At 64.4% G+C, this 23,411-nt stretch carries 22 protein-coding genes and 1 tRNA gene; 11 read left to right on the top strand and 12 right to left on the bottom strand.

Going from position 1 to position 23,411, the window contains the following annotated elements:
- Positions 1-230 precede the first annotated feature (230 nt).
- The 5 genes from JWP26_RS09070 to JWP26_RS09090 all read left to right on the top strand — a co-directional run bounded on the left by JWP26_RS09070 (position 231) and on the right by JWP26_RS09090 (position 6,178).
- Positions 231-1,580: a hypothetical protein gene (locus tag JWP26_RS09070; RefSeq protein ID WP_299726072.1), complete on the top strand. Its 1,350-nt coding sequence runs from the start codon at positions 231-233 to the stop codon at positions 1,578-1,580.
- Positions 1,577-2,413, top strand: coding sequence for an ATP-dependent Clp protease proteolytic subunit (locus JWP26_RS09075; protein WP_299726075.1), 837 nt, complete (start codon positions 1,577-1,579; stop codon positions 2,411-2,413). The genes JWP26_RS09070 and JWP26_RS09075 overlap by 4 nt, the downstream gene beginning before the upstream one ends.
- Positions 2,414-2,463: 50 nt before the next feature.
- Complete coding sequence (locus JWP26_RS09080; protein ID WP_299726078.1) at positions 2,464-2,766, top strand: hypothetical protein; 303 nt, start codon at positions 2,464-2,466, stop codon at positions 2,764-2,766.
- A 214-nt stretch (positions 2,767-2,980) separates the two neighbouring features.
- Positions 2,981-5,287 carry an EAL domain-containing protein gene (locus tag JWP26_RS09085; RefSeq protein WP_299726081.1) on the top strand — a complete coding sequence of 769 codons (2,307 nt, stop codon included), beginning with the start codon at positions 2,981-2,983 and terminating at the stop codon, positions 5,285-5,287.
- Between the two features lie 132 nt (positions 5,288-5,419).
- On the top strand, positions 5,420-6,178 hold the full coding sequence (locus tag JWP26_RS09090; RefSeq protein WP_299726084.1) for an acyl-homoserine-lactone synthase: 759 nt from the start codon (positions 5,420-5,422) through the stop codon (positions 6,176-6,178).
- On the opposite strand, the gene JWP26_RS09095 is transcribed toward JWP26_RS09090, so the two are convergent.
- The 7 genes from JWP26_RS09095 to hemC all read right to left on the bottom strand — a co-directional run bounded on the left by JWP26_RS09095 (position 6,175) and on the right by hemC (position 12,217).
- Positions 6,175-7,347: a GAF domain-containing sensor histidine kinase gene (locus JWP26_RS09095; RefSeq protein ID WP_299726087.1), complete on the bottom strand. Its 1,173-nt coding sequence runs from the start codon at positions 7,345-7,347 to the stop codon at positions 6,175-6,177. The two genes, JWP26_RS09090 and JWP26_RS09095, sit on opposite strands and share 4 nt — an antisense overlap.
- A 170-nt stretch (positions 7,348-7,517) precedes the next feature.
- Entirely contained in the window at positions 7,518-7,772 is a 255-nt protein-coding gene (locus JWP26_RS09100; RefSeq protein ID WP_299726090.1) for a hypothetical protein, read from the bottom strand.
- Between the two features lie 48 nt (positions 7,773-7,820).
- A tRNA-Thr gene (locus JWP26_RS09105) sits at positions 7,821-7,896 on the bottom strand.
- Positions 7,897-7,926: 30 nt separating this feature from the next.
- On the bottom strand, positions 7,927-9,300 hold the full coding sequence (locus tag JWP26_RS09110) for a heme biosynthesis HemY N-terminal domain-containing protein (RefSeq protein ID WP_299726093.1): 1,374 nt from the start codon (positions 9,298-9,300) through the stop codon (positions 7,927-7,929).
- Positions 9,297-10,511, bottom strand: coding sequence for a hypothetical protein (locus JWP26_RS09115; protein ID WP_299726096.1), 1,215 nt, complete (start codon positions 10,509-10,511; stop codon positions 9,297-9,299). Before JWP26_RS09115 ends, JWP26_RS09110 begins: the two co-directional genes overlap by 4 nt.
- 27 nt (positions 10,512-10,538) lie before the next feature.
- Entirely contained in the window at positions 10,539-11,285 is a 747-nt protein-coding gene (locus JWP26_RS09120; RefSeq protein WP_299726098.1) for a uroporphyrinogen-III synthase, read from the bottom strand.
- Entirely contained in the window at positions 11,270-12,217 is a 948-nt protein-coding gene (gene hemC / locus JWP26_RS09125) for a hydroxymethylbilane synthase (protein ID WP_299726101.1), read from the bottom strand. Before hemC ends, JWP26_RS09120 begins: the two co-directional genes overlap by 16 nt.
- A gap of 57 nt (positions 12,218-12,274) precedes the next feature.
- Between hemC and tsaD the strand changes: the two genes are divergently transcribed.
- Genes tsaD through JWP26_RS09145 form a run of 4 tightly spaced genes read left to right on the top strand, consistent with a single transcriptional unit; the run spans position 12,275 to position 15,064 of the window.
- Positions 12,275-13,354 carry a tRNA (adenosine(37)-N6)-threonylcarbamoyltransferase complex transferase subunit TsaD gene (tsaD, locus tag JWP26_RS09130; RefSeq protein ID WP_299726104.1) on the top strand — a complete coding sequence of 360 codons (1,080 nt, stop codon included), beginning with the start codon at positions 12,275-12,277 and terminating at the stop codon, positions 13,352-13,354.
- On the top strand, positions 13,344-14,330 hold the full coding sequence (locus JWP26_RS09135) for an NAD(P)H-dependent glycerol-3-phosphate dehydrogenase (RefSeq protein WP_299726107.1): 987 nt from the start codon (positions 13,344-13,346) through the stop codon (positions 14,328-14,330). The genes tsaD and JWP26_RS09135 overlap by 11 nt, the downstream gene beginning before the upstream one ends.
- A gap of 3 nt (positions 14,331-14,333) precedes the next feature.
- Positions 14,334-14,627 carry a YciI family protein gene (locus JWP26_RS09140; protein WP_299726110.1) on the top strand — a complete coding sequence of 98 codons (294 nt, stop codon included), beginning with the start codon at positions 14,334-14,336 and terminating at the stop codon, positions 14,625-14,627.
- A 2-nt stretch (positions 14,628-14,629) separates the two neighbouring features.
- Complete coding sequence (locus JWP26_RS09145; protein ID WP_299726113.1) at positions 14,630-15,064, top strand: EVE domain-containing protein; 435 nt, start codon at positions 14,630-14,632, stop codon at positions 15,062-15,064.
- A 4-nt stretch (positions 15,065-15,068) separates the two neighbouring features.
- Here JWP26_RS09145 and JWP26_RS09150 read toward each other — a convergent pair whose 3' ends face one another.
- The 4 genes from JWP26_RS09150 to dapF all read right to left on the bottom strand — a co-directional run bounded on the left by JWP26_RS09150 (position 15,069) and on the right by dapF (position 19,234).
- Positions 15,069-15,779, bottom strand: a complete 711-nt coding sequence (locus JWP26_RS09150; protein WP_299726115.1) for a septation protein A — start codon at positions 15,777-15,779, stop codon at positions 15,069-15,071.
- Between the two features lie 90 nt (positions 15,780-15,869).
- Complete coding sequence (gene ftsY / locus JWP26_RS09155; protein ID WP_299726118.1) at positions 15,870-17,060, bottom strand: signal recognition particle-docking protein FtsY; 1,191 nt, start codon at positions 17,058-17,060, stop codon at positions 15,870-15,872.
- A 21-nt stretch (positions 17,061-17,081) separates the two neighbouring features.
- Positions 17,082-18,347 (bottom strand): tRNA (N(6)-L-threonylcarbamoyladenosine(37)-C(2))-methylthiotransferase MtaB, encoded by a 1,266-nt coding sequence (gene mtaB / locus JWP26_RS09160; protein ID WP_299726121.1) that lies wholly within the window; start codon positions 18,345-18,347, stop codon positions 17,082-17,084.
- The gene (gene dapF / locus JWP26_RS09165) at positions 18,347-19,234 is read right to left on the bottom strand and encodes a diaminopimelate epimerase (protein ID WP_299726124.1); all 888 of its coding nucleotides are present in this window, start codon (positions 19,232-19,234) and stop codon (positions 18,347-18,349) included. The genes mtaB and dapF overlap by 1 nt, the downstream gene beginning before the upstream one ends.
- A 386-nt stretch (positions 19,235-19,620) precedes the next feature.
- Between dapF and JWP26_RS09170 the strand changes: the two genes are divergently transcribed.
- Complete coding sequence (locus JWP26_RS09170) at positions 19,621-20,823, top strand: GNAT family N-acetyltransferase (RefSeq protein ID WP_299726127.1); 1,203 nt, start codon at positions 19,621-19,623, stop codon at positions 20,821-20,823.
- Positions 20,820-21,779 (top strand): cupin-like domain-containing protein, encoded by a 960-nt coding sequence (locus tag JWP26_RS09175; RefSeq protein WP_299726130.1) that lies wholly within the window; start codon positions 20,820-20,822, stop codon positions 21,777-21,779. The genes JWP26_RS09170 and JWP26_RS09175 overlap by 4 nt, the downstream gene beginning before the upstream one ends.
- 215 nt (positions 21,780-21,994) lie before the next feature.
- Here JWP26_RS09175 and JWP26_RS09180 read toward each other — a convergent pair whose 3' ends face one another.
- Positions 21,995-23,185, bottom strand: a complete 1,191-nt coding sequence (locus JWP26_RS09180) for a GNAT family N-acetyltransferase (RefSeq protein WP_299726133.1) — start codon at positions 23,183-23,185, stop codon at positions 21,995-21,997.
- Positions 23,186-23,411: the final 226 nt, after the last annotated feature.

Here is a 23,411-nt window from a genome sequence, read left to right on the forward strand (position 1 = left end):
ACAAAACCATGAGGCAAGTCTCGCCGCATGCCGCAGTCTTCGAGCCGTCCCGCTCTGCGGGCAAATCGATCCAGTGGATCGATTTGAGGAGAGAAGGCCATGAGAGCTACGCTCGAATGGCAAGGAACCCGCCCGGTCCACCCCCAGCGGCGCGTCCACTTGCCCATTTCTTGCCGGGATCGTCGTGCTAACCTGCGGTAAGCCCGCTCCGGGCGAGGGGCCCGTCGTCCATGCAACTCAAGAACAACGCCTATCGCCTCAACGAAACCCTCAAGGGCGTCGAGACGATGACGCGCTTTGCCCTGGCCGTGCTGGCCCTGGCGTCGGGCGTTTATACCTATCTGGGCGTGCGCGGCATCCTTGATGGCTCGGCCACCTTCGTGTTCTTCGCCGCCATCATCTATTCGGCCGCCGTCTCGGTCGCCATCTACGCGTTCTGGAGCTTCATGCTCCGCTTCGTGCCGCTGGTGACCTCTGGGGTGCAGCGCATCGGCCTCTTCGTCACCATGGCGATCGGCTGCATCATGATCATGGCCATGAGCTCCTGGCTCAACGCCGCGGCCCTGGCCGGCTCTGCCGCGCTTGAGCAACATATGGCGGTGACCCTGCAGGGCTATGCCGAAGACCTCGACGACGCCCATGCCAATGCGCTCGCTGCGCAGAGCCTGCTGCCAGACGTGCAGCGCGCCGCCGAGCGCTTCGAGACCCTGGCCGCCTCCGAGCGTGAATCGGGCGCGCTGACCGGCACCACCGGCTCAGGCAGCGTGGTGCAATTGCTGAGCCAGATGGGCTCGCAAATGACCCAGCTCGCCGCCACCATTACGGGTAGCCGCGAGGAGGTGGCCGGGCAGTTCGAACAGGGCTCGGCGCGCCTCGCCACCATGCGCGAACTGGTCTCCACCCCCGGCGCCATCGAGCCGCGAAGCGACCAGTTCCAGGCCGAAGCCGTCCAGCTCACCGCCGTCATCGCCGCCCTGCAACAGACCGGCGTCGCCGCCTCGGTCAAGCGGGCCTCCGCCGATCTCAGTGCCGGCTTCATCGCCCCGGTCGCCGATGGTGCTTCGGCCGATCTCGCCAGCCGGCAGGATCGGGTGATGGAAACCGTGCGCACCTCCGTCGCCGCCCAATCGGCGCAACTGACCGCCGCCGCCGACGAAATCCTCGCCACGCCCCTGATCGAGCAACGCCGCTTCGTGCCCCTGTCCAGCGCCGAGGCGGTGATCCGCTACTGGAGCGATTTCATCCCGAGCTGGGCTGGCGCCATCTCCATCGACATGCTGCCGGTTGTGCTGGTCCTGGTGCTGATGATCGTCAACGACGCCCTGCGCCGCGATGCCGACAGCCTGGAGGAGGCCGAAAATATCACGGCCGCTGAAATGCTGCGGGCCATGGCGCTGTATCGACGCATGCAGGAGACCGGTGTTCTCTCCGAACCAATCCCCATGCCCGTAACTCCCGAGGCCGAGCCGGTTCCGGACGAGCCGCTGGCCCCTGCAGCACAGGCACCACCCGACGATGCCACCGTCACCCCCATCGATACCGCCCAGCGCAAGCGCAATGAGGGCCCGGCCAGGCCATGAAAACCGACGCCAATGCGCGTGCCGACACAAAGGACGGCCCGTTCTACCGGCGGCTGATCGCCTTCCTCGCCGGCTTCGAGGACGGCGCCATCATGCGGGTGGCGTTTTTCGGCCTGCTCCTGGGCACTGTGTCGGTGCTGTATGTCGATTATCGCGAATTGAGCGCCGGCGAAGGCTCAGCTCTGGCCGTGCCCACACGGCCCATCCTGCCCCCCGCGACCGACCCGACCGGCCCGGCCCAGGGCCCCATGCCGCCCATTACCACCAGCCCCGACCTGCTCGACGATCCCGTGGTTATCGCGCTGGAGCCCGGAGGCGTGCTGACCCTGACCGGCACCATCGATATCGGCTCCGCCGAGCGGTTTGCCACCGAGATCGCGGCGCGCGGCGAATATGTCAAAACCATCGCACTCGATTCCCCGGGCGGTTCGGTCGAGGACGCGCTGACCATCGCTACATTGATCCACGACAAGGGGTTTGCCACCTCTGTGGCGGCCGGCGCGCTCTGTGCCTCGTCCTGCCCATTGGTGTTCGCCGCCGGCAAGGGGCGCCTCGCCACGCCGCAGTCGGCGATCGGCGTGCACCAGATCTATGCTGCCCAGCTTTCGGACGATCCGCAGGCAGCCTTGCGTGTTGCCGGCGCCGCCATGGCGGACGCACAAACCACAACTGCCCGAATCACCCGCTTTCTGGATATAGTGGGTGTTGATCCGTCCGTTTGGGTACATGCCCTCGAAACGCCACCGGATCGGCTCTACTACTTTACGCCTGAGGAACTGACGAAATACCGCCTGGTCACCGCGCTGGAAAATCAGCCAACGACCGGAACCTGAGGAGGGGTGCGGGCATTTTGTTCCAATGTGTCTATGGAGAGGAGGCCATGATGACTGACGTACATACCCTTACGCGCCACCGCGATATCCAGAACTGGGTCACGGACCGACGCGGTATTCCTGCCATCGCCCGGGTTCGCAACAGCTTCGGCGAAGTGCGGGCGCAACTGCGCCTGAGTTTCCAGCGGGCCAATGCTGCCAAGAACGATCCGGCCAGCCAGGATGACGGCATGAGCCCGTGCTCCTGGACCGCCTGGCTGGCCGAACTCGACCGCCAGCAACTGGCCCTCAAGGTTGATAGCACCAAGGCGGATAGTTTTGAGCTGGTCGAACGGCGCGGCGCCGTTAACTAGGCGATAAACTTGCCTGTAACGATGCGGCACGGGCGCAAACCCGTGCCGTTCTGCATTCGGACAATCCCTTACGCGGTGAACACGAGAGTTTTCATTAAAGTGGCATTCACCTTTCGGGCGACTATCCCGCACCTTCTTGAGTGGCTGCTTCATTGTGGCAAGACCATCTTAACGCCGTGCATGGCTCATGGGAGGTCACAATAAGGAAGCCCGCGTGCTCAATTCGGCCCGCAAATCAATGCCGACCCTCGACTACGTGTCGATAGTCCGCTCCGTCTATGGAGATAGGCGGGCGTTGTTGGCTGGCGCCTTCGCTTCCGCATCAGCGGCGGGCCTGACCGCCTACAAGGCCCATTCGATCCCCCTCGCGCTGGTCACCTGCGCGTTTTTGATCTTTGGCGCGGCGCGCTATTTCAACATGCAGGCCTTCTGGCGCGCCAATATCGATAGCGACGATGCCGATGCGGCCGAGCGCTGGGAATTGCGCGCTATGATCGGCGGCTCGGCAGTTGCGCTCACCTATGGGGTGTGGTGCCTCGTCACCATGGCATGGACCAGCGATCCCTATGCCGAACTGGTCAGCGCCTCGCTGTCCATTGCCGTCATGGTTGGGCTGATCGCCCGCAATTTCGGCCTCGATCGCTTGGTTGCCACCCAACTCCTGCTGGTCATCGTGCCGCTGGCGATCGGGCTGTTCCTGCATGGCGACGCCTATCACGCCATCCTCGCCGTGCTGCTGGTCGTCATGCTGTCCAGCTTCCGCCGGCTGGCCGGCGATATCCGCACCATCCTGCTGAGCGCCGTGCATGGACGGGTCGAGGCCTCGCGCCTGGCCGCCGAGCTCGATATGGCCATGTCCACCATGCAGCATGGCCTGTGCATGCTTGATGAAAGCGGCGTCGTCACCGTGGCCAACGAGCATGCGGTGCGCACCTTCTCGCTGATCAACATGACCAATTTGGTCGGGCAGTCATTTCAAAGCGTGCTTGAAAAGCTGGGCGAAAACGGCCGCCTGCCGCGCACCGCCGTCGACCGGTTGCTTGATATCGTGAGCCGGCGTGCCTCGGGCAAGGTGCTGCTCTGCCTGCCGCATGGCCGTTATTACGAAGTCACCGTCAGCTCGCGCCAGGAGCGCAGCGTGCTGCTGTTCGAGGATATCAGCGACCGCGTCGCCGCCGAGGAACGCATCAGCTTCATGGCCCGCCACGATGCGTTGACGAGCCTCCCCAACCGCACCTATTTCAGCGAGATCGTGACCGAAGACCTGGCCACCCGCGAGCGCAATGGCGAGCCGGCCCGCCCCGTGGCGCTGATGATCCTGGATATCGACGACTTCAAGCACGTCAACGACACGCTGGGCCATATCGTGGGCGACCGGTTGCTGACCGAAGTGGCGCAGCGCCTGCGCGGCTCGGTGGGCCCCGAGGCTGTGCTGGCGCGGCTGGGCGGCGACGAGTTCATCATCTATCGCGGCACGATCGGCGACCCCGCCGAGGCCGACGCCGAAGTCGCGGCCATTATCGCCGCCTTCGCCACGCCCTTCGCCATCGACGGCATGGCGCTATCGACCAATATCAGCGTCGGGCTGGTCACCAGCACCTCGCTCGACGACCACCTCGATGCGCTGATGACCAAGGCCGACCTGGCGCTCTATATGGCCAAGGGTGACGGCAAGGGCCGCAGCCAGATTTTCCATGCCCAGATGGATATCGACTATCATTACCGCCAGCGGCTTAAGACCGACCTGCGCACCGCCGTGCGCACCGGCGGCCTGATGCTGGCGTTCCAGCCGCAACTGGATATCGCCTCGCGCAAGGTGGTGGCCTGCGAGGCGCTGGCGCGTTGGGATCATCCCGAACTGGGCAGTATTCCGCCCTCCACCTTCATTCCCCTTGCCGAGGAAATGGGCCTGATCTCCGAAATCACCGCCTGGGTGCTGCAGGCGGCGACCCTGCAGTGCCAGAGCTGGCCGGGCGATATCGGCGTTGCCGTCAACATATCGGCGCACGATTTCCGCGGCGGCGATATCGGCGCCATGGTGGCGCGGGCGCTGGAGCTGTCCGGCCTGCCGCCCGCCCGGCTGGAGGTGGAAGTCACCGAAACCGTGCTCATCGAGGAGCGCGATATCGCGCTCAAAGTGCTCAATGCCCTGGCGGCGCAAGGCATTTCCATTGCGCTGGATGATTTCGGCACCGGCTATTCGTCGCTGAGCTATCTGAGCGCGCTGCCCTTCACCAAGCTCAAGATCGACCGCAGCTTCGTGGTCGATATCGCCACCGACCAGCGCTCGCTCAAGCTCCTGGCCAATGTGGCCCGGCTGGGCCGCGATCTGGGCTTGACGGTAACCGCCGAAGGGGTGGAAACCGAAGAGCAGCTCAATGCCATGCTGGCCAAGACCCGCATTGAGCAGGTGCAGGGCTATTTCTTCAGCCGGCCGCTGCCGCCCCGCGATATTGCCGAGCTGATCAGTCGTCTGAACGCCAACCCCGCCCAGGCCGCGCTAATCCGCAAGCATGGTTAACCCCCGTTAAGCATTTGTACGAACTGGCGAAATGGAGGTCGCTTGGGCTTTCGGTCGAACGCAGCCATTATTTCTCGTGTTTGCTATGGCTAACAAAAGATTAACATAACCCCAGTCGTTTGGGGATTGGGCATGAGTGCGGCAACCGATTCAACCGGCAGCGCAGCGTCGCGCTTTGCCGTTACACTGATTGATCTGCTCGATCGCGTGCAATACCGGCGGGTCTCGGTCGACGAACAGTTCGACCCTGTCTATGCCTTGCGCTACGCCGCTTATCGGCGCGAAGACTTCGTGCCCGTCAATTCCCAGGAGATGACCCGGGACGATTATGACGACGCGGCCAACTGCTACAGCTTCGGCGTCTATATCGACGACGTCCTGGTCAGCTCGATCCGTTTTCACGTGGTGACGCCCGACAATCCGACCTCGCCCAGCCGCACCATCTGGCCCGAAATCCTCGAGCCCGTGCTGGAGCGCGGCGACAGCTATATCGACCCCAGCCGCTTCACCGCCGACCACGATGCCTCGCTGGACATTCCCGCCCTGCCCTACCTGACGCTGCGCATCGTCGCCATGGCCTGTGAGCATTTCGCCGTGCGCTACTGCATTTCCTCAGTACGCTCGGAGCATTCGGCATTTTACCGCCGCGTCTTCGGCTCCCAGCAACTGGGCGACGAGCGCAATTGGGGCGAACTGAGATTCCCGGTCTGCCTCTATGCCGCAGATGTGCCGGTGATCCGCGATCGCGTCGCCGACCGCTTCCCGTTCTTCATGTCGACCCCCGAAGAGCGCGCCAAGCTGTTCGATGGCCTGGGCAAACCGGTGCAGGCGATCGCCCCCACCGCCCGCATGGCCCATCGCCTGCGGATGATCGAGATGGGCGCCGCCTAGTTCAGCGGCATGACGAAAGTGAAGCGTGTTTCCGCGTCCGACGAGGTGACTTCGAGCGTGCCCCCGTGGGCCGCGGCGATCTGCGAGGCGATGTAGAGGCCCAGCCCCAATCCCTGCTGGCTGGCCTGGACATGGCCGCGATAAAACGGCTGGAACAATCGGCCCAGCGTCGCGGGATCGATCGGTTCGCCCGCATTGGCGACCCATAGCTCGAACGCTCCATTGCGCGTGCTGGCGCCGACCCGCACCGCCTGGTCGGGCGCCCCATGGGTCAGTGCATTGCCCAAAAGGTTGGAGAACAATTGGGCGATCCGCACCCGGTCGCAGACCACCTGGCGGTCCAGCGCAAATTCGGTCTGGATGGCGCGGTCGGGCCAACTGGCGCGCAGTTCGGCAATCACCTGGCTCAGCAAAGGCTCGATCTCGGCTGACTCGTCGCGCAGCGCCAGCCCATTGCCCAGGCGGCCACGGGCGAAATCCAGCACATTCTCGATCAGTTCGCCCATGCGCGACACGCTGCTCTGCATCAGCTTGACTATAGTGATCGCCTTGTCGTCGAGCGGCCGCTTCAGCAAAAGATTGGTGCCGGCCTGGATCGAGGCCAGCGGATTGCGCAGGTCATGCCCCAAAACGGCGATGAACTGCTCGCGCAATTCGGACGTCTGCCGCTCGGTCAGCAAATGGGCCTCGCTGGAATTGAGCTTTTCGGCCGCCTCCAGATGATAGCCGATCAGCTCGGCGAACAGCTTGAACATGCCGATCACCTCAGGCGTCTGCAGCCGCGCCGGGCGCGGATCGATGGCGCAGAGCGTGCCGAAGAAGCGCCCACCGGGCAGCGTGATCGGCATCGAGATATAGCTCTGAAAGCCATATTGCAGCGGCGTATGGTGGTTGCGGAAGGCGGGGTCGTTGTCGACATGGTCGATGACCACCGCGTCCCCGGTCTGGCGGATTTCGTGGCAGATCGTCGTCTCGACCCGCAATTCGCCGCCAGACTTGAGGCCAAAATCGATATTGTCGAGCACCTGGCAGGCGATCCAGCGATCCTCGGTCACGCGCGCGACCGCAGCAAAGCCCATGCCGGTCGTACGGCACACGACTTCGAGGATGGTGGGAACGGCTTCAATGCCTTTAACGGCATCGATATCGTGCTGAAAGTCTGCGCTCACGCTTGGTCGCTCTTGGCCTGTCGCTGAAATGGGGTTTTGGCGCGACGCATTCGCCTCAACACGCCAATCAGTGCACTCGATCTTGCCGGGCGGCAAGCAGATCGGAGCACAATCGTTCCAGACGATCGAATGAACGCCGATTTGTACGTCTCGTACCAACCGGCTGACGCTCAGTCCAGATCGGGCACATCACCTTCTTGATAGAGCACCACCGGCGGCCCGAACTCGCCGAGCAGCAGATCGGCCGAGCGCGACCAGGCGATCACCCCGACATGACGCCGCGCCATTTCCCTGGCGGTGCGGATCGCCGTGCCCTCGTCGCGCATCTCGCGCGGCTCGAACGCCGGCAACAGTTCGCCATCCTCCGAGCGATCGAAGGCCAGCAGAACGATCAGCTTGGTGGGTTTGGGCTCGGCATCGCTCATCGGCGGTCACTATCGGGATTGTGGAGGCAATCGCCCAACCGGGAGAAGTGGTGCCGCTTAGGTGACTCGAACACCTGACCCCATCATTACGAATGATGTGCTCTACCAACTGAGCTAAAGCGGCTTGATCGGTGGGCCGATCGATGGGCGTCTTTTACTGAGGGTTTCCGGCCTGTGCAAGAGGCAACACCGCAGGATGCTGTTGCACCATCGGCAAAGCCGCCTCAGCGGTGGCCGGACGCACGCTCGCAACCACCGGCACCTTCCACTCGAACGCATCGAGCCGCCCGGTAATCGGGGAGATCGGCTCCCATTCGTCGCTGGTCAGGCCATCGGCGGTCCAGGCCGGATCGCGCGGCGCCCGCACGGCGCGGGCCAGCCATTCGCGCGCCTTGCCCTGGTCGCCCGATTGGCCTTCCTCGATTTCGGCCATCAGGCTGGCAATGCCCTGCGTGGCGTCCGTGCCGACAAACGGCGCCAGCGCGTCTCGCGCCCTGCTCCAGTCATAGGCATCGATGGCGGAGCGGGCCAGCACCAGCGCGGCAGCCCGATGCGGCGGCGGCATTTCGACCAACTCGCCCATGCGCTTGAGCCGATCCACCGCCGAAGCGCCCGGCTGGGCATGGGCATAAAGCAGCGCCACGTCAGGATGCCCAGTGGCGCGCCAGATTCGCCGCAAGAGGCTCATGGCCTTGCGGGTCTCGCCGCGATTGATGTGGATGCGCGCCGCAATCAATGCCGCGGGTACGAAATCGGGCAGCAGCTTCAGCGCCGTCAGCGCATGGTCGAGGGCCGGCAGCGGTGCGCTGGTCTCGGTCTCTCGAGCACGTGCCGTCTCGATCACCGCCTGACGGCGGCGCTTGTGGGCCCGCTGCTCACGCGAATTAGTAGCTTCGACATTGACCATGGCGACCGCCTCGGCCCATTGACCGCGCCGCACCAAATCCTCGAAAACTGCGGTTGCCGCCCAGCCGGCCTGTGGGGCCAACGCTTGCGCCTTGCGGGCAAAGGTCAACGCAGCTTCGGGGCGGGCCTGGGTGCGCGCCTGCTCGTAAAGTCCGGCCAGAGCCGCCAGCGCCGTGCGCTCGTCAGCGATCAGGGCGCGATAATGCTCGCGCGCCGCTGCCATATCGCCCACTGCCAGATCGGCGCGAGCCTCCAGTAGCCGCGCCGCCTGATTGGTCGGCAGCCGCGCCTGCGCTTCGCGCGCCAAGAGGCGTGCCCGCACTGGATCGCCGGCTTGCAGCGCAATGATCGCATCGCTCAGGGCCTCGACGCCCTGCTCCTTGCGCCGCTCACGATTGCGCCGTGCCATGGAGCGCGGTGCCGAAATGATGCGCCGCAGCACGGCCCAGACAACGATGACCACGATAGCCACCAGCAGGAACAGGAAAATCGCCACGCCCAGCCGCGGCTGCATGCGATAGCCCGCCGCTTCCAGCGCCAGCGTGCCATCGAGCGAGATCAGCCAAGCCGCCAGCGCGGTGATGAACAGGCTGCCGACAATCCAAGAGGCCAGCCGGATCATGAAGCGCTCCCGTTCAGCGCCTGCGTCCGCAAGGCTTCTAGGAATTTGCCGGCCTCGGCCTGCGCATGGATCAAGGCAGGGACGTCACCCGCCGCGGCCCGCATTGGCTCGGGCAAGCTACCCATCAGTGTTTCCGCCGCCTGGTAATCCCGCCGCGCAATCGCCGCTTCCAGTCGCGAGACCACAGCCTCGGGATCATCGCCGGGCAATTCCCCGGTCGGCCGCAGCGCAATGGCCGAGCGCAGCCAATCGAGCGCGCCATCCTGCCAGCCGGCCTCGGGATTGGCCGGACGACCCGCCAGCATGGCTGGCAGCACGGTAGCAAACTTGCTGGCGATGACGTCGGGCCGTGTCAGGCCGGTGGTGGCGCCATTGGCGATATCGGTGGGAATGCTGGCAGTAGGTACTGCCGCGCGCAAGGCCGCCAACTCGGTTTGATAGGGCCTTCCGGTGGCGAACGCCGATTCGAACCCGGACAGCACCAGCGGCAATTGCAGTACCGCGCCGACATCGGCCGGCTGCTCGGCCAAGGCGGCCGTGGTGGCGGTGACGCTGGTCTCCAGCGTCCGCACACCGGCTTCTGTGGTGCCCATACGCGCCCCAAGCTCGTCCAGTCGCGTGCCGAAACCGGTCAGGCTGGTCTTGAGCGCCTCGATATCCGCCGGCGCGACCGCGTTAGCTGGCGCCGCCCCAAGTGCCTCGACCCGTGCCGTGAGCGCCGCGATATCGGCCTGGATGCCGCCCAGATCGACCGCCGGGGCGCTGGCCGCAGTAGCACCACCAGCCTTTTCGAGGCCAGCCACGCGAGCATTGAGGGCCGAAAGTTCAGACTGCGTGGTTTGCGTCACGGTCTGCAATTCGGGAATGGCGCTGCCAAGCTGGGCCAGTCGCGGATCGGCCTGCACCACCGGCGCTGGTGCGCTCGGCCAATAACCCAGCAGAGCCAGCCCGTAGGCCGCCGCCAGTCCCAGCACGGCGCCGGCAATTGCCGCGCCAAAGGCGAACTCGCGCTCAGGCTCGACCGGCATCGGCGTTTTGGGCGGCGTCGGCTTTGGGGCCGCATCCTTTGGCTCGGCCGGCTTGGCGGCTTCGGCCTTCGCTGATTCGTTCTCCGGCTTGGTTTCCCGCGCCTTCAAATCCAGCACGGGCGGCTTGACCGGGCCGCTCTTGGTCTCGGTGGGCTTGGGATCGTCTCGTTTAGGATCAACCATGGGACGGCTCCATCTTGCTGGCCCGCATCATGGCCGGTTTTGTTCGCGCGTAACAGCCAAAGCCAGTGCCATCATGGCCTCGTCGCTGGGATAGTCGGCTAGGCTGATGCGATTGAAATGCGCCGCCATTAAGGGCTCCGCCACCGCTTCGGACAGGCATAACATGGCAATGCGCGAACGCTGCGTCCGATCCAATTGCCCGTCCAACGCCTTGACCAAAAGTTCGGCCGTGCGCCGCGAATAAAGCAGCACCCCGCCGATATCGCCACTCGCCAGTCCCGACACGATGACATCGGGCAGGGCCTCGACCGGCACCATGTCGTAGACGCGCGCCGTTACGACCATCACCCCAAACGGCGCCAGCGCCTTGGCCAGATCACCCGACAAATGCTTGCCCGCCGGATAAAAGACCGGCCCCGTCAGACGCGCCCGCGCCATCAGGTTGACTAGGTCCGCCAGCGTTCCTGCCGCCGCAAAAGCTTCGGCAAAGCCCATACTGCGGGCCTCAAGCGCCGTGCGTTCGCCCACAGCGAACACTGGCAATTGCGCGAATTGCGCCACCACGCCGCGATCGGCCAAGGCGCGCAATCCGTTGGTGCTGGTCAGCGCCAGTGCGGCAAACCCCGCCGCCCGCGGCAGGCTGGTGTCCAGCGTCCACCGGCTCATCAGGGGAGCTGCCACGGCCTCGATAGCCAGGGCCGCCAGCTTTTGTACCGTGGCCTGCGCATCGGGCTCCGGCCGCGTCACCAGCATGCGCATCAACTCTGCGCCCATTGCGCGAGGAAGTCGGTACCCGCCAAATCGAGCAGTTTTTGTCCCAGCGCCGCCCCCAGCGCTTCGGCCTGCGCGGCGGGACCGGTCACACTATCGGCAAAGGTGGCTTGCCCATCGAGGCTGATGATCTCGCCCTTCAGCACCAGCGTTTCGCCATCCAGGGTCGATAACACCCCCACCGGCGTGCGGCAGGAGCCATCCAGCACGCGCAATATGGCGCGTTCGGCAGTAATACCGCGATGAGTCTGGTGATGATCAAGCGGCGCCACGATACCGGCAAAGCGCTCATCGCCACTGCGCACCGCAATGCCGATGGCACCCTGCGCCGGCGCTGGCATGAACTGCTCTGGATCGAGAAAAGCGGTGATACGGTCGCCCTTGCCCAGCCGGTTCAACCCAGCCACGGCCAGCATGGTGGCATCCGCCACACCATCGGCCAGCTTTTGCAGCCGCGTATCCACATTGCCGCGGAACGGGACGATCATCAGATCCGGCCGCAACCGCCGCACCTGCGCTGACCGCCGGATCGAGGACGTGCCGAATTTGGCACCCTGCGGCAAGTCTTCGATGCTCTTGGCCGTCACCGACATGAAGGCATCGCGCACATCCTCGCGTTCGAGGAACGCCGCCAGCATGATCCCCGCTGGCAGAACGGTCGCCACGTCCTTTGAGGAATGCACGCCGATATCGACCACACCATTGAGCAGCGCCTGGTCGATTTCCTTGGTGAACAGGCCCTTGCCGCCAATTTCGGTCAGGCTGGCATTGCTCTGTTGCGAACGATCGCCGCCGGTGGAAATCACCTGGATCTCAATACGCTCGGGATCGACCTGATGCGCCGCTGCCAACAGGCTCCGCACCAGCCGCGCCTGCACCAGGGCGAGCGGCGAGCCGCGAGTTCCGATCCGGGCGAAGGGCGGTTGCGATTGCAATGTCTTGGTGTCCTATAGTAGGCAACAGGCTCATGTCAGGGAGTAGACCAGTTCGTCATGACCGGGCAAGCTTCGACCATTGTTTTGGGCATCGAGACCAGTTGCGACGAGACCGCGGCCTCCATTGTCATGCGCGACGCAGCGGGCAACGGTACCATCGTCTCCAATGTGGTGCGATCCCAGCTGGATGAACATGCGGCATTCGGCGGCGTTGTCCCCGAACTGGCCGCCCGTGCCCACGTGACTTATCTCGATCATATAATCGCCCAGGCCTGCCGCGAGGCGGGGATTGCACTGGAGGAGGTCGACGCCATCGCCGCCACCGCGGGCCCCGGCCTGATCGGCGGCGTGCTGGTCGGGCTGACCACCGCCAAGGCGCTGGCCGCCGCGCTGGACAAGCCGCTGCTCGCCATCAACCATCTCGAAGCCCACGCCCTGACCGCGCGGCTGACCAATGGCGTGCAGTTTCCCTATCTGATGCTGCTCGTGTCGGGCGGGCACACCCAGTTCGTGCTGGTGCGCGGCGTGGGCGATTACGAGCGCTGGGGCACTACGATCGACGACGCGCTGGGCGAGGCCTTCGACAAGGTGGCCAAGCTCCTCAGCCTCGGTCATCCCGGTGGTCCGGCCGTCGAAGCCATTGCCAAAACCGGCGATGCCACCCGCTTCAAGTTCCCCCGCCCGCTGCTGCGCGAGGAGCGGCTGGACTTTTCGTTCTCCGGCCTCAAGACCGCGGTGCGGCTCAAGGCCGAATCCCTGGCGCCGTTGAGCAATCAGGACCTCGCCGATATTGCCGCCAGCTTCCAGGCCACGGTAGCCGATATTGTCGCCTTCCGCGCCAGCCAGGCACTGGCGCGGTTCAGCACCGAGTGTGCGGGCCAAGAACTCAATCTCGTCGTCGCCGGAGGCGTTGCCGCCAACCTCGCGATCGCCGCCGCATTACAGACAGTCTGCACGAAACATGGTGCCACCCTGACCGTGCCGCCCATCGCCCTCTGTACCGACAATGGCGCCATGGTGGCCTGGGCCGGAGCCGAGCGCTTCGCGCTGGGTGCCACCAACGCTCTCGACACTGTCGCCCGACCCCGCTGGCCGCTCGACCTGCCGGACATGAAGGTGGTGCCCCATGCCGCTTGAAACTGTCAGCGTCATTGGCGGAGGTGCCTGGGGCACGGCTTTGGCACAGGCTGCCGCGATGGCGGGCCGCTCGGTAACCCTCGTTGTCCGTCACGGCTCACAGGCCGACGAAATCAACGAGCACCACACCAATACGCGCTTCCTGGACGCGCAGGCCTTGCACGCCTCGATCAGCGCAACAATCGACATACAGCCTGCAGATATCGTCGTATTGGCCGTGCCGGCACAATCAACCCGCATGATGCTCAGCGAAATCGATCCGAATTACCTGGCCGGCCGGCCTGTCATCGTATCAGCCAAGGGGCTGGAAACCGGCACACTAGAACGCCAGAGCCAGATCGTGCTGGACATGGCGCCCGATGCCATTCCCTACGTCCTGTCCGGCCCCAGCTTCGCCGCCGATGTCGCCGCTGGCCGGCCCACCGCCGTGACCCTGGCCGGTGACGATGCAAGCGCTACCTCGTCGCTGGCTGCGGCCCTGGCCGGTCCCAGCTTCCGCCCCTATGCGGCCGACGACCGCATCGGCGTCGAGATCGCTGGTGCGTTGAAAAACATCTACGCGCTGGCCTGCGGCGCCGTCGAAGGCGCCAATCTGGGCGCGTCGGCCCGAGCGGCGCTGCTGGCTCGGGGCTATTCCGAAATGGCCCGCATGGTGGTCGCCATGGGCGGCTCCGCCAGCACGCTGACGGGCCTCGCGGGCCTCGGCGATCTCACCTTAACCTGCACCTCCACCCAATCGCGGAATTACCAGTTCGGCATCGCTCTGGGCCAGGGTCGGACGGTCGAGGCCATCATCGCCGCCGGCGCTAAGCTCGCCGAAGGCGTCAGCACTACACCAGTGGCCGCCGAACTGGCGCGCAGCCTCGATGTCGACGTCCCCCTGATCGATGCCGTCAACGCGGTGCTCACTGGCCGCGGCACCATTCAAACCATCGTGGCTGGGCTGATGTCCCGCCCGCTCAAACGCGAGGACTGACCAATGCTGTTTGTCATGATCGTCAAGGACAAGCCCGGAATGGCCGAGAAGCGCCTGGCTGTCCGGCCAGTGCATCTGGAACACCTCAAGGCGCTCGGCGAAAAACTGGTCATGGGCGGCGCGCTGATGGGTGCCGATGGCAACGCCGAAGGCTCCTTGCTGGTGCTCGAAGCCGACACCCTTGAGGCGGCCACGACGAGCTTCATGCAGGACCCGTTCTTTGCCGAAGGCATTTTCGGCGCGCCCGACATCAAGCCCTGGCGCGTGGCATTCAATCACACCGGCCGCGAGGTCTGACCATGGCCTATTGGCTGATGAAATCGGAGCCGGACGTGTTCTCGTTTGCGGACATGACGGCCAAGACGGCGCGCGGCGAACCCGAATCCTGGCATGGCGTGCGCAACTACGCCGCCCGCAACAACATGAAGGCCATGAAGCTTGGCGACGAGGCCTTCTTCTACCATTCCAATATCGGCAAAGAGATCGTCGGCATCATCCGCGTCATTGCCCTGGCCCACCCCGATGACACCGCCGAACTCGGCAAGGACGGCAAGGTGATGTGGGAATGCGTTGACGTGGAAGCCGTCAAACCGCTGCCCAAGCCAGTGACGCTGGCCACCATCAAGGCAACCCCGGCACTCGCCGAAATCGCTTTGGTCAAGCTGTCGCGCCTGTCCGTCTCGCCGGTGCGCGACGATGAATGGAAACTGATCTGCCAGATGGGCGGGCTTTAGCAGCCTAGCTCTCGACCACAATCGGGGGCACATGCGGCGGCTCGGCCGGCGGCGCGTATTTGGTCAGCGTCGGGAGTTGCAGCACTGAGAACAGCACGGTCAGCGGCATCACGCCCCAGACCTTGAACGATACCCAGACATCGCCCGCCGCCTTGGTGTCATTGGGGAAATACGCATTGGCGCCGCGCCACACCACTTCATTGGCAATCGCCAGCACCAGGAAGAACAGACCCCAGCGCAGGGTCAGCAGAAACCAGCCGCGCGGCAGCAGCTTGTAGACATCGCCAAACACGTATTTGAGCAGCGATTGCTTGAACAACAAGCCACCCAGCAACGTGCCGCTAAACAGCAGGTTGGTGATGGTCGGCTTGATCTTGATAAAAGTATCGTCCTGCAGCCACAGCGTCAGGCCGCCAAACACCATCACCACGATACCGGTCACCAGCGGCATGACCGCGACCTTTTTCAGCACCAACCAGGCCACCAGCAGCGAAATCGCCATCGCCGCCATAAACACCGCCGTGGCGAAGATGATAGCATGACCGGCGAACCAACCGCTCAGTGTCGGATTGGCCGCCAAAATGTCCTCGCCCTTGGCATTGGCTAGAAAAAACACCACCAGCGGCCCTAGCTCGAGCACCAGCTTGATGATCTGCGGACGCATCTCGTCCCAGTTCAATTGGGGTTCGGCGGCTTCGGCCTTGTTATCGCTCATGGCTCAGATGCTTTCAGGTTTCGTCTAATGTGGTCCGCTATGCGGCGAGACGCAAGCAGCCGATACTGCTCAAGCATGGTGCAAATGCGGCTAAGCGATTGGGGCGCCGGCGATCGCCTGGGCGAAATCAGCGGCCTGGAACGGCTCCAGATCATCGACGCCTTCGCCAACGCCGATGAAATGCACCGGCATGCCGAACTTGCGCGCGATCGCCACGAGGATGCCGCCCCGCGCAGTGCCATCGAGCTTGGTCATCACCAGCCCCGTCACTCCGGCCCGCTGGCCGAAGATTTCCACCTGCCGCAGCGCGTTCTGCCCCGTCGTCGCATCCAGTGTCAGCAAGGTGGCATGCGGCGCGGTCGGATCGACCTTCTTGATCACGCGGATGATCTTTTCCAGCTCGCTCATCAATTCGTCGCGGTTCTGCAACCGGCCGGCCGTGTCGATGATCAACACATCGCGACCTTCGTCCTTGGCGCGCGTCATCGCATCGAACGCGAGACCCGACGCGTCGGCCCCGGCCGGACCGCTGACCACCGGCGTATTGGTGCGCTGACCCCAAATCTGCAGCTGCTCGATCGCCGCGGCGCGAAACGTATCGCCCGCTGCCAGCAGTACCGATTTGCCTTCGGCGGCAAATTTCTGGCTCAACTTGCCAATCGTCGTGGTCTTGCCCGAGCCATTGACCCCGATCATCAGGATGACGAACGGTTTTTTGGAACTGTCGATTACTAGCGGCTGCGCCACTGGTCCCAGCACCTTCTCGACCTCGGCCGCCAAGACCGCCCGCACATCCTCGCCGCTGACATCGCGGTCAAAGCGGTCGCGCCGCAGGGTCTCGGTGATCGCGGTCGCTGTTTCCATGCCCAGATCGGCCTGGATCAGCACCTCTTCCAGCTCTTCCAGCGTCGCCGCGTCGAGCTTCTTCTTGGTGAACACATTAGCGATCGAGCCGGTGAGCTGATCCGATGATCGCTTGAGCCCGGTGCTTAGCCGAGCGAACCAGCCCAGGCGCGGCGCTTCGGGCACCGGCGAAACCTCTGCCACCGTCGGCACCGCGCTGAACGCTTCCGGCTGGGTTTCGGGCGGCCCCGGCGAGGGCACTTCTTCGGGTTCTGACTGTGGAACTTCCGGCTCGGGTGCCGGCGGCGTCGGCTCGACCGGCTGCGGCGGCGCAGGCGGCTCCGGATTGATCGGCAATGGCACATTCGGCACTGGCTCTGGCGCAGGCGTCTCGCCGCCGAACAGCCGCTTGAAGAATCCGGGCTTCTTTTCAGTCATCGCCATACTTTCAAACGCCCATCAGGCCGCGTCACGAACCGACTCGCCGACAAGGCCATCGGCACCGGCCCCGATCACGCGCACGGCCAGCAGCTCGCCCGGCTGTGTACCAGCAACGGCCACCGGCAGGAATTGTTCAGTGCGGCCCAACCCGTCGCGCTCGATCAGCACGTTTTCGACCATGCCGATGCGGCTGGCCTGCAACTTGGCGACCTGCCGCTCGCCCGCTGCGCGCAGCATCGCGGCCCGGCGCTTGGCCACGCCCTTATCCACCTGCGGCATCCGCGCCGCCGGGGTGCCTTCGCGCGGAGAATAGGGGAAGACGTGCAGATAGGTCAGCTCGGCCTCTTCCACGATCCGCAAGGTATTGTCGAACATCGCATCATCCTCGGTGGGAAAGCCGGCGATGATATCGGCGCCGAACACCATGTCCGGCCGCAAGGAGCGCAGCTTGGCGACAATCGCCAGCGCATCGTCCCGAGAATGCCGGCGCTTCATGCGCTTGAGGATCATGTCGTCGCCCGATTGCAGCGACAGATGCAGATGCGGCATCAGCCGGCGATCGCTGGCCACCGCGTCATACAACGCCTCATCGGCCTCGATGGAATCGATCGAGGAAATCCGCAGGCGCGGCAGGCCGGGCACATGGCGTAGGATGGATTGGGTCAGCTTGCCCAGGCTCGGCAGCCCCGGCAGATCGCCCCCATATGAGGTGATATCCACTCCGGTCAGCACCACTTCGCCATAGCCGTTGTCCACCAGCCGCTTGATCTGATCGACGACAACACCCATCGGCACCGAGCGCGACGGGCCACGACCAAACGGGATGATGCAGAAAGTGCAGCGGTGATCGCAGCCGTTCTGGACCTGCACGAAGGCGCGAGCCCGGCCGTCCATGCCCTCGATCAGATGGCCGGCGGTCTCCCGCACGCTCATGATGTCGTTGACCTGGACCTTGTCGTTGAGCGGCGTGCCGAACACCATCGGCGCATAGGCGGCGGCGCTCATTTTGTCATTGTTGCCAATGACCAGGTCGACTTCCGCCATATCGCCGAACGAACGCGCCTCAGTCTGCGCCGCGCAGCCGGTGACGATGATCTTGGCGTCCGGATTGTCGCGGCGCGCCTTGCGCACGGCCTGCTTGGCCTGCCGCACGGCCTCGGCCGTCACCGCGCAGGTATTGATGATGATGGCATTGTCCAGCCCGGCCTTGAGGGCTTCGGCCTTCATCACTTCGGATTCATAGGCGTTGAGGCGGCAGCCGAATGTGAGGGTTTCGATCCCCATCAGGCGGCTTCCTCGTTCCGCGACCAGACGCCGGTGACCGGATCCACCACGCCGGCAAATTCCAGCTCGGCCGGACCGGTCAGGATCACATGATCATTCTCGCGCCACTCAATCAGCAAGTCGCCACCCGGCAGCGTCACCGTGGCCTTGCGGCCGGTGCGCTTGGTACGCACGGCGTTGACCAGCGCCGCACAGGCGGCAGTACCGCAGGCCTTGGTCAGGCCGGCGCCACGTTCCCAGGTGCGCAGGATGATGTGATCATCGCTTAAAACCTGTGCGATGGAGATATTGGCCCGCTCCGGAAAGATCGGGTGGTTTTCCAGCAGCGGCCCGAAGCGGTCGAGCGCATAGTTCCACACATCGTCCTTGACCCAGAACGTGGCGTGCGGATTGCCCATCGAAACCACCGACGGCGTATGCAGGATCGGCGCATCGATCGGCCCGATCTGCAGCTCGATCCCAGTGGTATCGATGAATTCTTCGGCCAGTGGGATGTCCTGCCAGCCGAAATGCGGCTTGCCCATATCCACCGCGATCAGCCCATCATCATGCTCGTCGCCGGTCAGGATGCCCGCTAGCGTCTCGAACACGAAGCTCTTCTGGCCGGTCTCGGCTGCCAGCGCCTGCACCACGCAGCGCATGCCATTGCCGCAGGCCTGCGCCCGCGTGCCATCGGAGTTGATGATCTCGATATAGCCGAAGGTGCCCGAGGTGCGCGGATCGTGGATCGCCATGATCTGGTCGAACTTGGTGTCGGACGCACCATTGATGGCGATCGCCGCCGCCGCCGTTACCCGGTCGGTGCGTCCGCGCATATCGGCCACGATGATCTCGTTGCCCAAACCGTTCATCTTGAGAAACGGCACGCCGCTCACGTCAGGCCTCATGGGAGGGGGAAATGGTTGTTGGCGTCTATATGGCGCAAAGGCTGCCCGATTGCCAGTGTTTGGGGAAATGCGGGCCCTGTGCTTGACGCATTATTGAGGCTTAGGGCGGCCAATAGCGCTTCATTCCCGCTTAACCAGGCAACGAGGTGAGACGGGCGTCTCCGCGAAATCCCGCGTATTGTAATAAGCATCAAAGTCGCAATCAAAACTCGGCCGCCAACCGCGCCGCAGCCGATCTGGGGCCAATCAAGTGCAATCACGCTGGTATCGGTTCACGGCACAGCCGGCTGACATCTGGTCAGGGTCAGTTTTGAACTGCACCTTCCGCGTTTCTGTTGGTAAATTTTGTGTTGCTGCGGCTACGAATTCTATCGCGGAGCGCAATAATGCCCGATAGCGCCACGCTCACCATGGCCGCGCCTCGCAACCGGCCGGCCAGCGCCACGACATTTATGCCCGCCCAAAAACTCGACATTGCCGCCGTCCCGCGTGGTGCCTGGGAGGCGCTGTGCGCGGCCGCCATCGAACCCAACGTGTTCTTCGATCCCGGCTTCGCCACGCCGGCCGCGACCCTCGCCGCAGGCGGCAAGGGGGCTGACGCACTGGTCGCCTACGACACCGCCAATCGCGGGAAAATGCTCGGCCTGCTGCCGGTTATCAGCGCCTGGCAGGCCTATAAGCTGCCCATTCCGGCACTGGTGGCCCTACAGCCCTATTCGCCGCTCTCCACCCCCCTGCTCAATGCCGACCACGCCATCGAGGCCGCTGGCGCCCTAATCGATGGCGCGGCTTCCGCCGGCGCACATCTGATAGTGCTGCCCGATATGGTTCTGGACGGCCCCGCCGCCTTGGCGTTTTCTGCGGCATTGGCCGAGCGCGGCCTTGTCGCTTTGACCGACAACGCCCATCAGCGCGCTGCCTTCGACGCCACCACCATGGATGTGGACGACTATTTCCGCGCCGGCATGGGCGCCAAGCGCCTCAAGGAACTGCGGCGGCTGCGCAATCGGCTGGCCGATGATGGCGAGATTGCCCTGACTGTCGCGGCCACGCCGCTCGCCATCGCCCCGGCGCTGCAGCGCTTCCTCGCCCTCGAGGCACGCGGGTGGAAGGGTGAACGCGGCACCGGCCTTGGCCAGACCGAATGCGACACCGCCTTCATCACCGCAGCTGCCAGGGATCTAGGCGCGCGTGGCGCTTTCCAAGTGGCCGAACTGACCCTGAACGGCGCCACCATCGCCGCCGGGCTGGTGCTGCGCCAGGGTGAGCGCGCCTTCTTCTTCAAGATTGCCTATGACGAGGAACTCGCCCGCTTTTCGCCCGGCGTGCAATTGACCCTCGAACTGACCAAGCGTTTAGCCGCCAACACCGCCATAGCGCTGGTCGATTCCACTGCAGCCGCCGGCCATCCCATGATCGACCATGTCTGGCGCGAGCGCCTGTCGGTTGGCGACCTGCTGATCCCCACGCGCCCACACGATCCCGCCGGCCCCGCTTTGGGCAAACTCATCATGGCTCGCCGCCACGCGCGCGAAGAAGCCAAGCGCCTCGTCCGCTTTGTCAAATCCATCCGGGAGAAAAAATCGTGAGCACACTGCTGACCGCCGATGCCTCCGCCTTCGAAGCCAAGTTTCCGCTGCTGCCGTTCCGCATCAACCATGGACTCGTCGGCGATCCGCGCCTGACGCTCCCTGCGATTCTGGAGCTGGTCAAGGAGATGCCGCGCGACCGCATCGAATACAATTCCGGCAAGGCCGCCGTCAGCCAGGACCCTACCACGACCCCGCTGGTCGATCTCGACCCGGAAGACGTGATCCAGAAAATCGAGACCGCCGGCGCCTGGATGGTGCTCAAGCGCGTCGAAATCCACCCCACCTACAAGGCGTTGCTCGACGAGGCACTGATGTCGGTTGCCACCGCCCAAGGCTTCAAAAGCCTCGATGAAGCCGGCTTCTCGGACGTGCAGGGCTTCATGTTCGTCTCGTCCCCCGGCTCGACCACCCCGTTCCATCTCGACAGCGAGGACAATTTCTTCGTCCAGGTGCACGGCGACAAGATTTTCAACGTCTATGACAATCAGGACAAATCGATCGCCACCGACGACCAGATCGAGCACTGCATCACCAAACACCGCAACCTGAAGTTCGACGAAAAGTACGTCGCCAAGGAAATGCACAACGATCTCAAGCCCGGCGAAGGCGTGTTCGTGCCCTATCTGTGGCCGCACTGGGTGCGCACCAAGGACACCTATTCGATCTCGGTCGCCATCACCTGGAAGACCAAGGCCGTGAGCCGCCGCAACGACCTCTACGTCGCCAACTCCATGCTGCGCGACCGCGGTTTTCCGCAAAAGGGTCCGGGGATCAACCCGGCCTGGGACGGTCTGAAGGTTGCCGCCATGCAGATCGGCAAGGGCCTTGCCGCCCCGCTACGCCAGAGCGAGGGCCTGCGCCGCCTGATCCGCTCGGTGGTGTTGGGCAAGGACGCGAATTACTACTACAAGGCGCAGAAGGCCAAGGAAGCGCAGGCTAAGGTCGGGATGTAAGGGTTAGATACAGGATGAATGTGGAGCGGGCGGCCGGCGGGTCGCCCGTTTTCTTTTTGGCGTGGGCAGGTTCCTCCTCACCCGGCCGCCGCTTCGCTCGGCCACCCTCTCCCCGATGGGGAGAGGAATCCTGAGGGCTCGATGTTTCTTATTCTTCTCCCCATTGGGGAGAAGGTGGCCCGAAGGGCCGGATGAGGGGGATTCGGGCCGAACGCTCAGCGCTTAAGCCTACCCAAAAAATCATACCGCAGTTTCTGCGCCCTCCGCGCCAGCGCCCAAAGCCGTGGATTCTGCTTGATTGCCCGCTTGGTGCCCACCATCAAATCCAGCACCGGCAGCGCCGCACGGCCCAGCGCGCTCACCGCCACCGCACTATCGAACACCGTCTCCGGCTTGCTCCAGTCGGCTTTGTACGCGAAATCGCCGGTGCCCATGTCGAAGCCGGTGATGCCCGAGGCGATCAGGTCGTCCAGCATGTCGACCATCAGGATGCCCATCAGGCTGTATTTGCTGGCCGGGCCGGCGCTGGTCGAGTTGATATACTGGCTATAGTGGTTGCCCGCCGCCGCCCCGAACGAGGTGGCGAGGATCTCGTCGCCCGCATAGAGCGCATGCGCCATGAAGGCCGGACGATCCTGTCCCATGGCGCTTTCGCACAGCGAGCGGAAAAAGCCCACCATGCCAGGGGTCGCAAACAGGTTCTCGATGCCCATCTGGGCAAAGCGCTCACCGCGTTGCGCCAGGAACGCCGCGTGCACCGGGCTCAGCGCCTCGGCATCGACGATGCGCCGCACGCTGACCGGCCCGAACTGCTCTTCCAGCCGCGCGCGACCGCGCCGCAGGTTGGCGCGCAGCTTGCTGGTAATGCCATGATCGATGAACGGCCGAGGGACGGCCCCGATCTCGACGACATAAAGATTGTTGGGCGCCGGCTGGTGCCGGAACGCCAGCAGCGGATTGGCCACACCATGCCATTGCGCCGGCAACTGGCTGAACCGCACGATATCGATGCCACCGGCCTGGCGGGCGATCTCGGCGAGAAAATTCTGCAGCACCGGCAAGCTCAGGCGGCCCACCGCCTGGGGATCGAACACCAGCCAGTCGCTATTGCCGTAATCGCTGCCCACCAGCCGCGCCTGTCGCACGCCCCGGCGCCAGGCGATGACCAGCGGCAGGATGGCGATGGGTTCCTCGACCGGCCCCAGCACCGCAATTACCAATCGCCCGTGATCGAGGCCATTGGCATGCATCGCCGCCATCCAGTCGTAGCGCTGATAGGGCGTCTGCACCGCCCGGGCTTCCAGATTAAGCCAGGGCGCGCGCGCCGCCTCAAAACTGTCCAACACGGTGACCTGGGCCAGCGCCGGCGACACTGCGGCCGCGTCCAGCGGCTCTGCTCCAGCCATTGTGTCCAGCCGCTCGCTCAAACTCATGCGTCCCCCGCTGCCCCCGCCTCCACTTGCGCGCGGATGACCAGGCCTATGCCAGCAATCTTCAGCAATACAGGACGCCGGTTAAGACGAGTTTAGCTCGAAACCCGCATTCGCTCGGATCGGGCGGCCAGCAAACTCTGGCTTTTCTTGACTCCGCTGCCCAACCGGCTTATGCAGCGGCCATTCATCAGGCCCAGCC

The sequence above is a fragment of the Devosia sp. genome, from assembly GCF_028290435.1.
Classification (GTDB): Bacteria; Pseudomonadota; Alphaproteobacteria; order Rhizobiales; family Devosiaceae; genus Devosia.

Excerpts from the sequence above, each read along its gene's own strand:
- tsaD (WP_299726104.1), top strand. The coding sequence starts at position 12,275 with ATGACCGGGCAAGCTTCGACCATTGTTTTGGGCATCGAGACCAGTTGC.
- JWP26_RS09120 (WP_299726098.1), bottom strand. The coding sequence starts at position 11,285 with ATGGGCGCAGAGTTGATGCGCATGCTGGTGACGCGGCCGGAGCCCGAT.
- JWP26_RS09140 (WP_299726110.1), top strand. The coding sequence starts at position 14,334 with ATGCTGTTTGTCATGATCGTCAAGGACAAGCCCGGAATGGCCGAGAAG.
- JWP26_RS09115 (WP_299726096.1), bottom strand. The coding sequence starts at position 10,511 with ATGGTTGATCCTAAACGAGACGATCCCAAGCCCACCGAGACCAAGAGC.
- dapF (WP_299726124.1), bottom strand. The coding sequence starts at position 19,234 with ATGAGGCCTGACGTGAGCGGCGTGCCGTTTCTCAAGATGAACGGTTTG.
- JWP26_RS09150 (WP_299726115.1), bottom strand. The coding sequence starts at position 15,779 with ATGAGCGATAACAAGGCCGAAGCCGCCGAACCCCAATTGAACTGGGAC.
- JWP26_RS09080 (WP_299726078.1), top strand. The coding sequence starts at position 2,464 with ATGACTGACGTACATACCCTTACGCGCCACCGCGATATCCAGAACTGG.
- JWP26_RS09145 (WP_299726113.1), top strand. The coding sequence starts at position 14,630 with ATGGCCTATTGGCTGATGAAATCGGAGCCGGACGTGTTCTCGTTTGCG.
- JWP26_RS09100 (WP_299726090.1), bottom strand. The coding sequence starts at position 7,772 with ATGAGCGATGCCGAGCCCAAACCCACCAAGCTGATCGTTCTGCTGGCC.
- JWP26_RS09180 (WP_299726133.1), bottom strand. The coding sequence starts at position 23,185 with ATGGCTGGAGCAGAGCCGCTGGACGCGGCCGCAGTGTCGCCGGCGCTG.
- JWP26_RS09070 (WP_299726072.1), top strand. The coding sequence starts at position 231 with ATGCAACTCAAGAACAACGCCTATCGCCTCAACGAAACCCTCAAGGGC.
- JWP26_RS09090 (WP_299726084.1), top strand. The coding sequence starts at position 5,420 with ATGAGTGCGGCAACCGATTCAACCGGCAGCGCAGCGTCGCGCTTTGCC.
- JWP26_RS09170 (WP_299726127.1), top strand. The coding sequence starts at position 19,621 with ATGCCCGATAGCGCCACGCTCACCATGGCCGCGCCTCGCAACCGGCCG.
- JWP26_RS09135 (WP_299726107.1), top strand. The coding sequence starts at position 13,344 with ATGCCGCTTGAAACTGTCAGCGTCATTGGCGGAGGTGCCTGGGGCACG.
- ftsY (WP_299726118.1), bottom strand. The coding sequence starts at position 17,060 with ATGACTGAAAAGAAGCCCGGATTCTTCAAGCGGCTGTTCGGCGGCGAG.
- JWP26_RS09075 (WP_299726075.1), top strand. The coding sequence starts at position 1,577 with ATGAAAACCGACGCCAATGCGCGTGCCGACACAAAGGACGGCCCGTTC.
- mtaB (WP_299726121.1), bottom strand. The coding sequence starts at position 18,347 with ATGGGGATCGAAACCCTCACATTCGGCTGCCGCCTCAACGCCTATGAA.
- JWP26_RS09110 (WP_299726093.1), bottom strand. The coding sequence starts at position 9,300 with ATGATCCGGCTGGCCTCTTGGATTGTCGGCAGCCTGTTCATCACCGCG.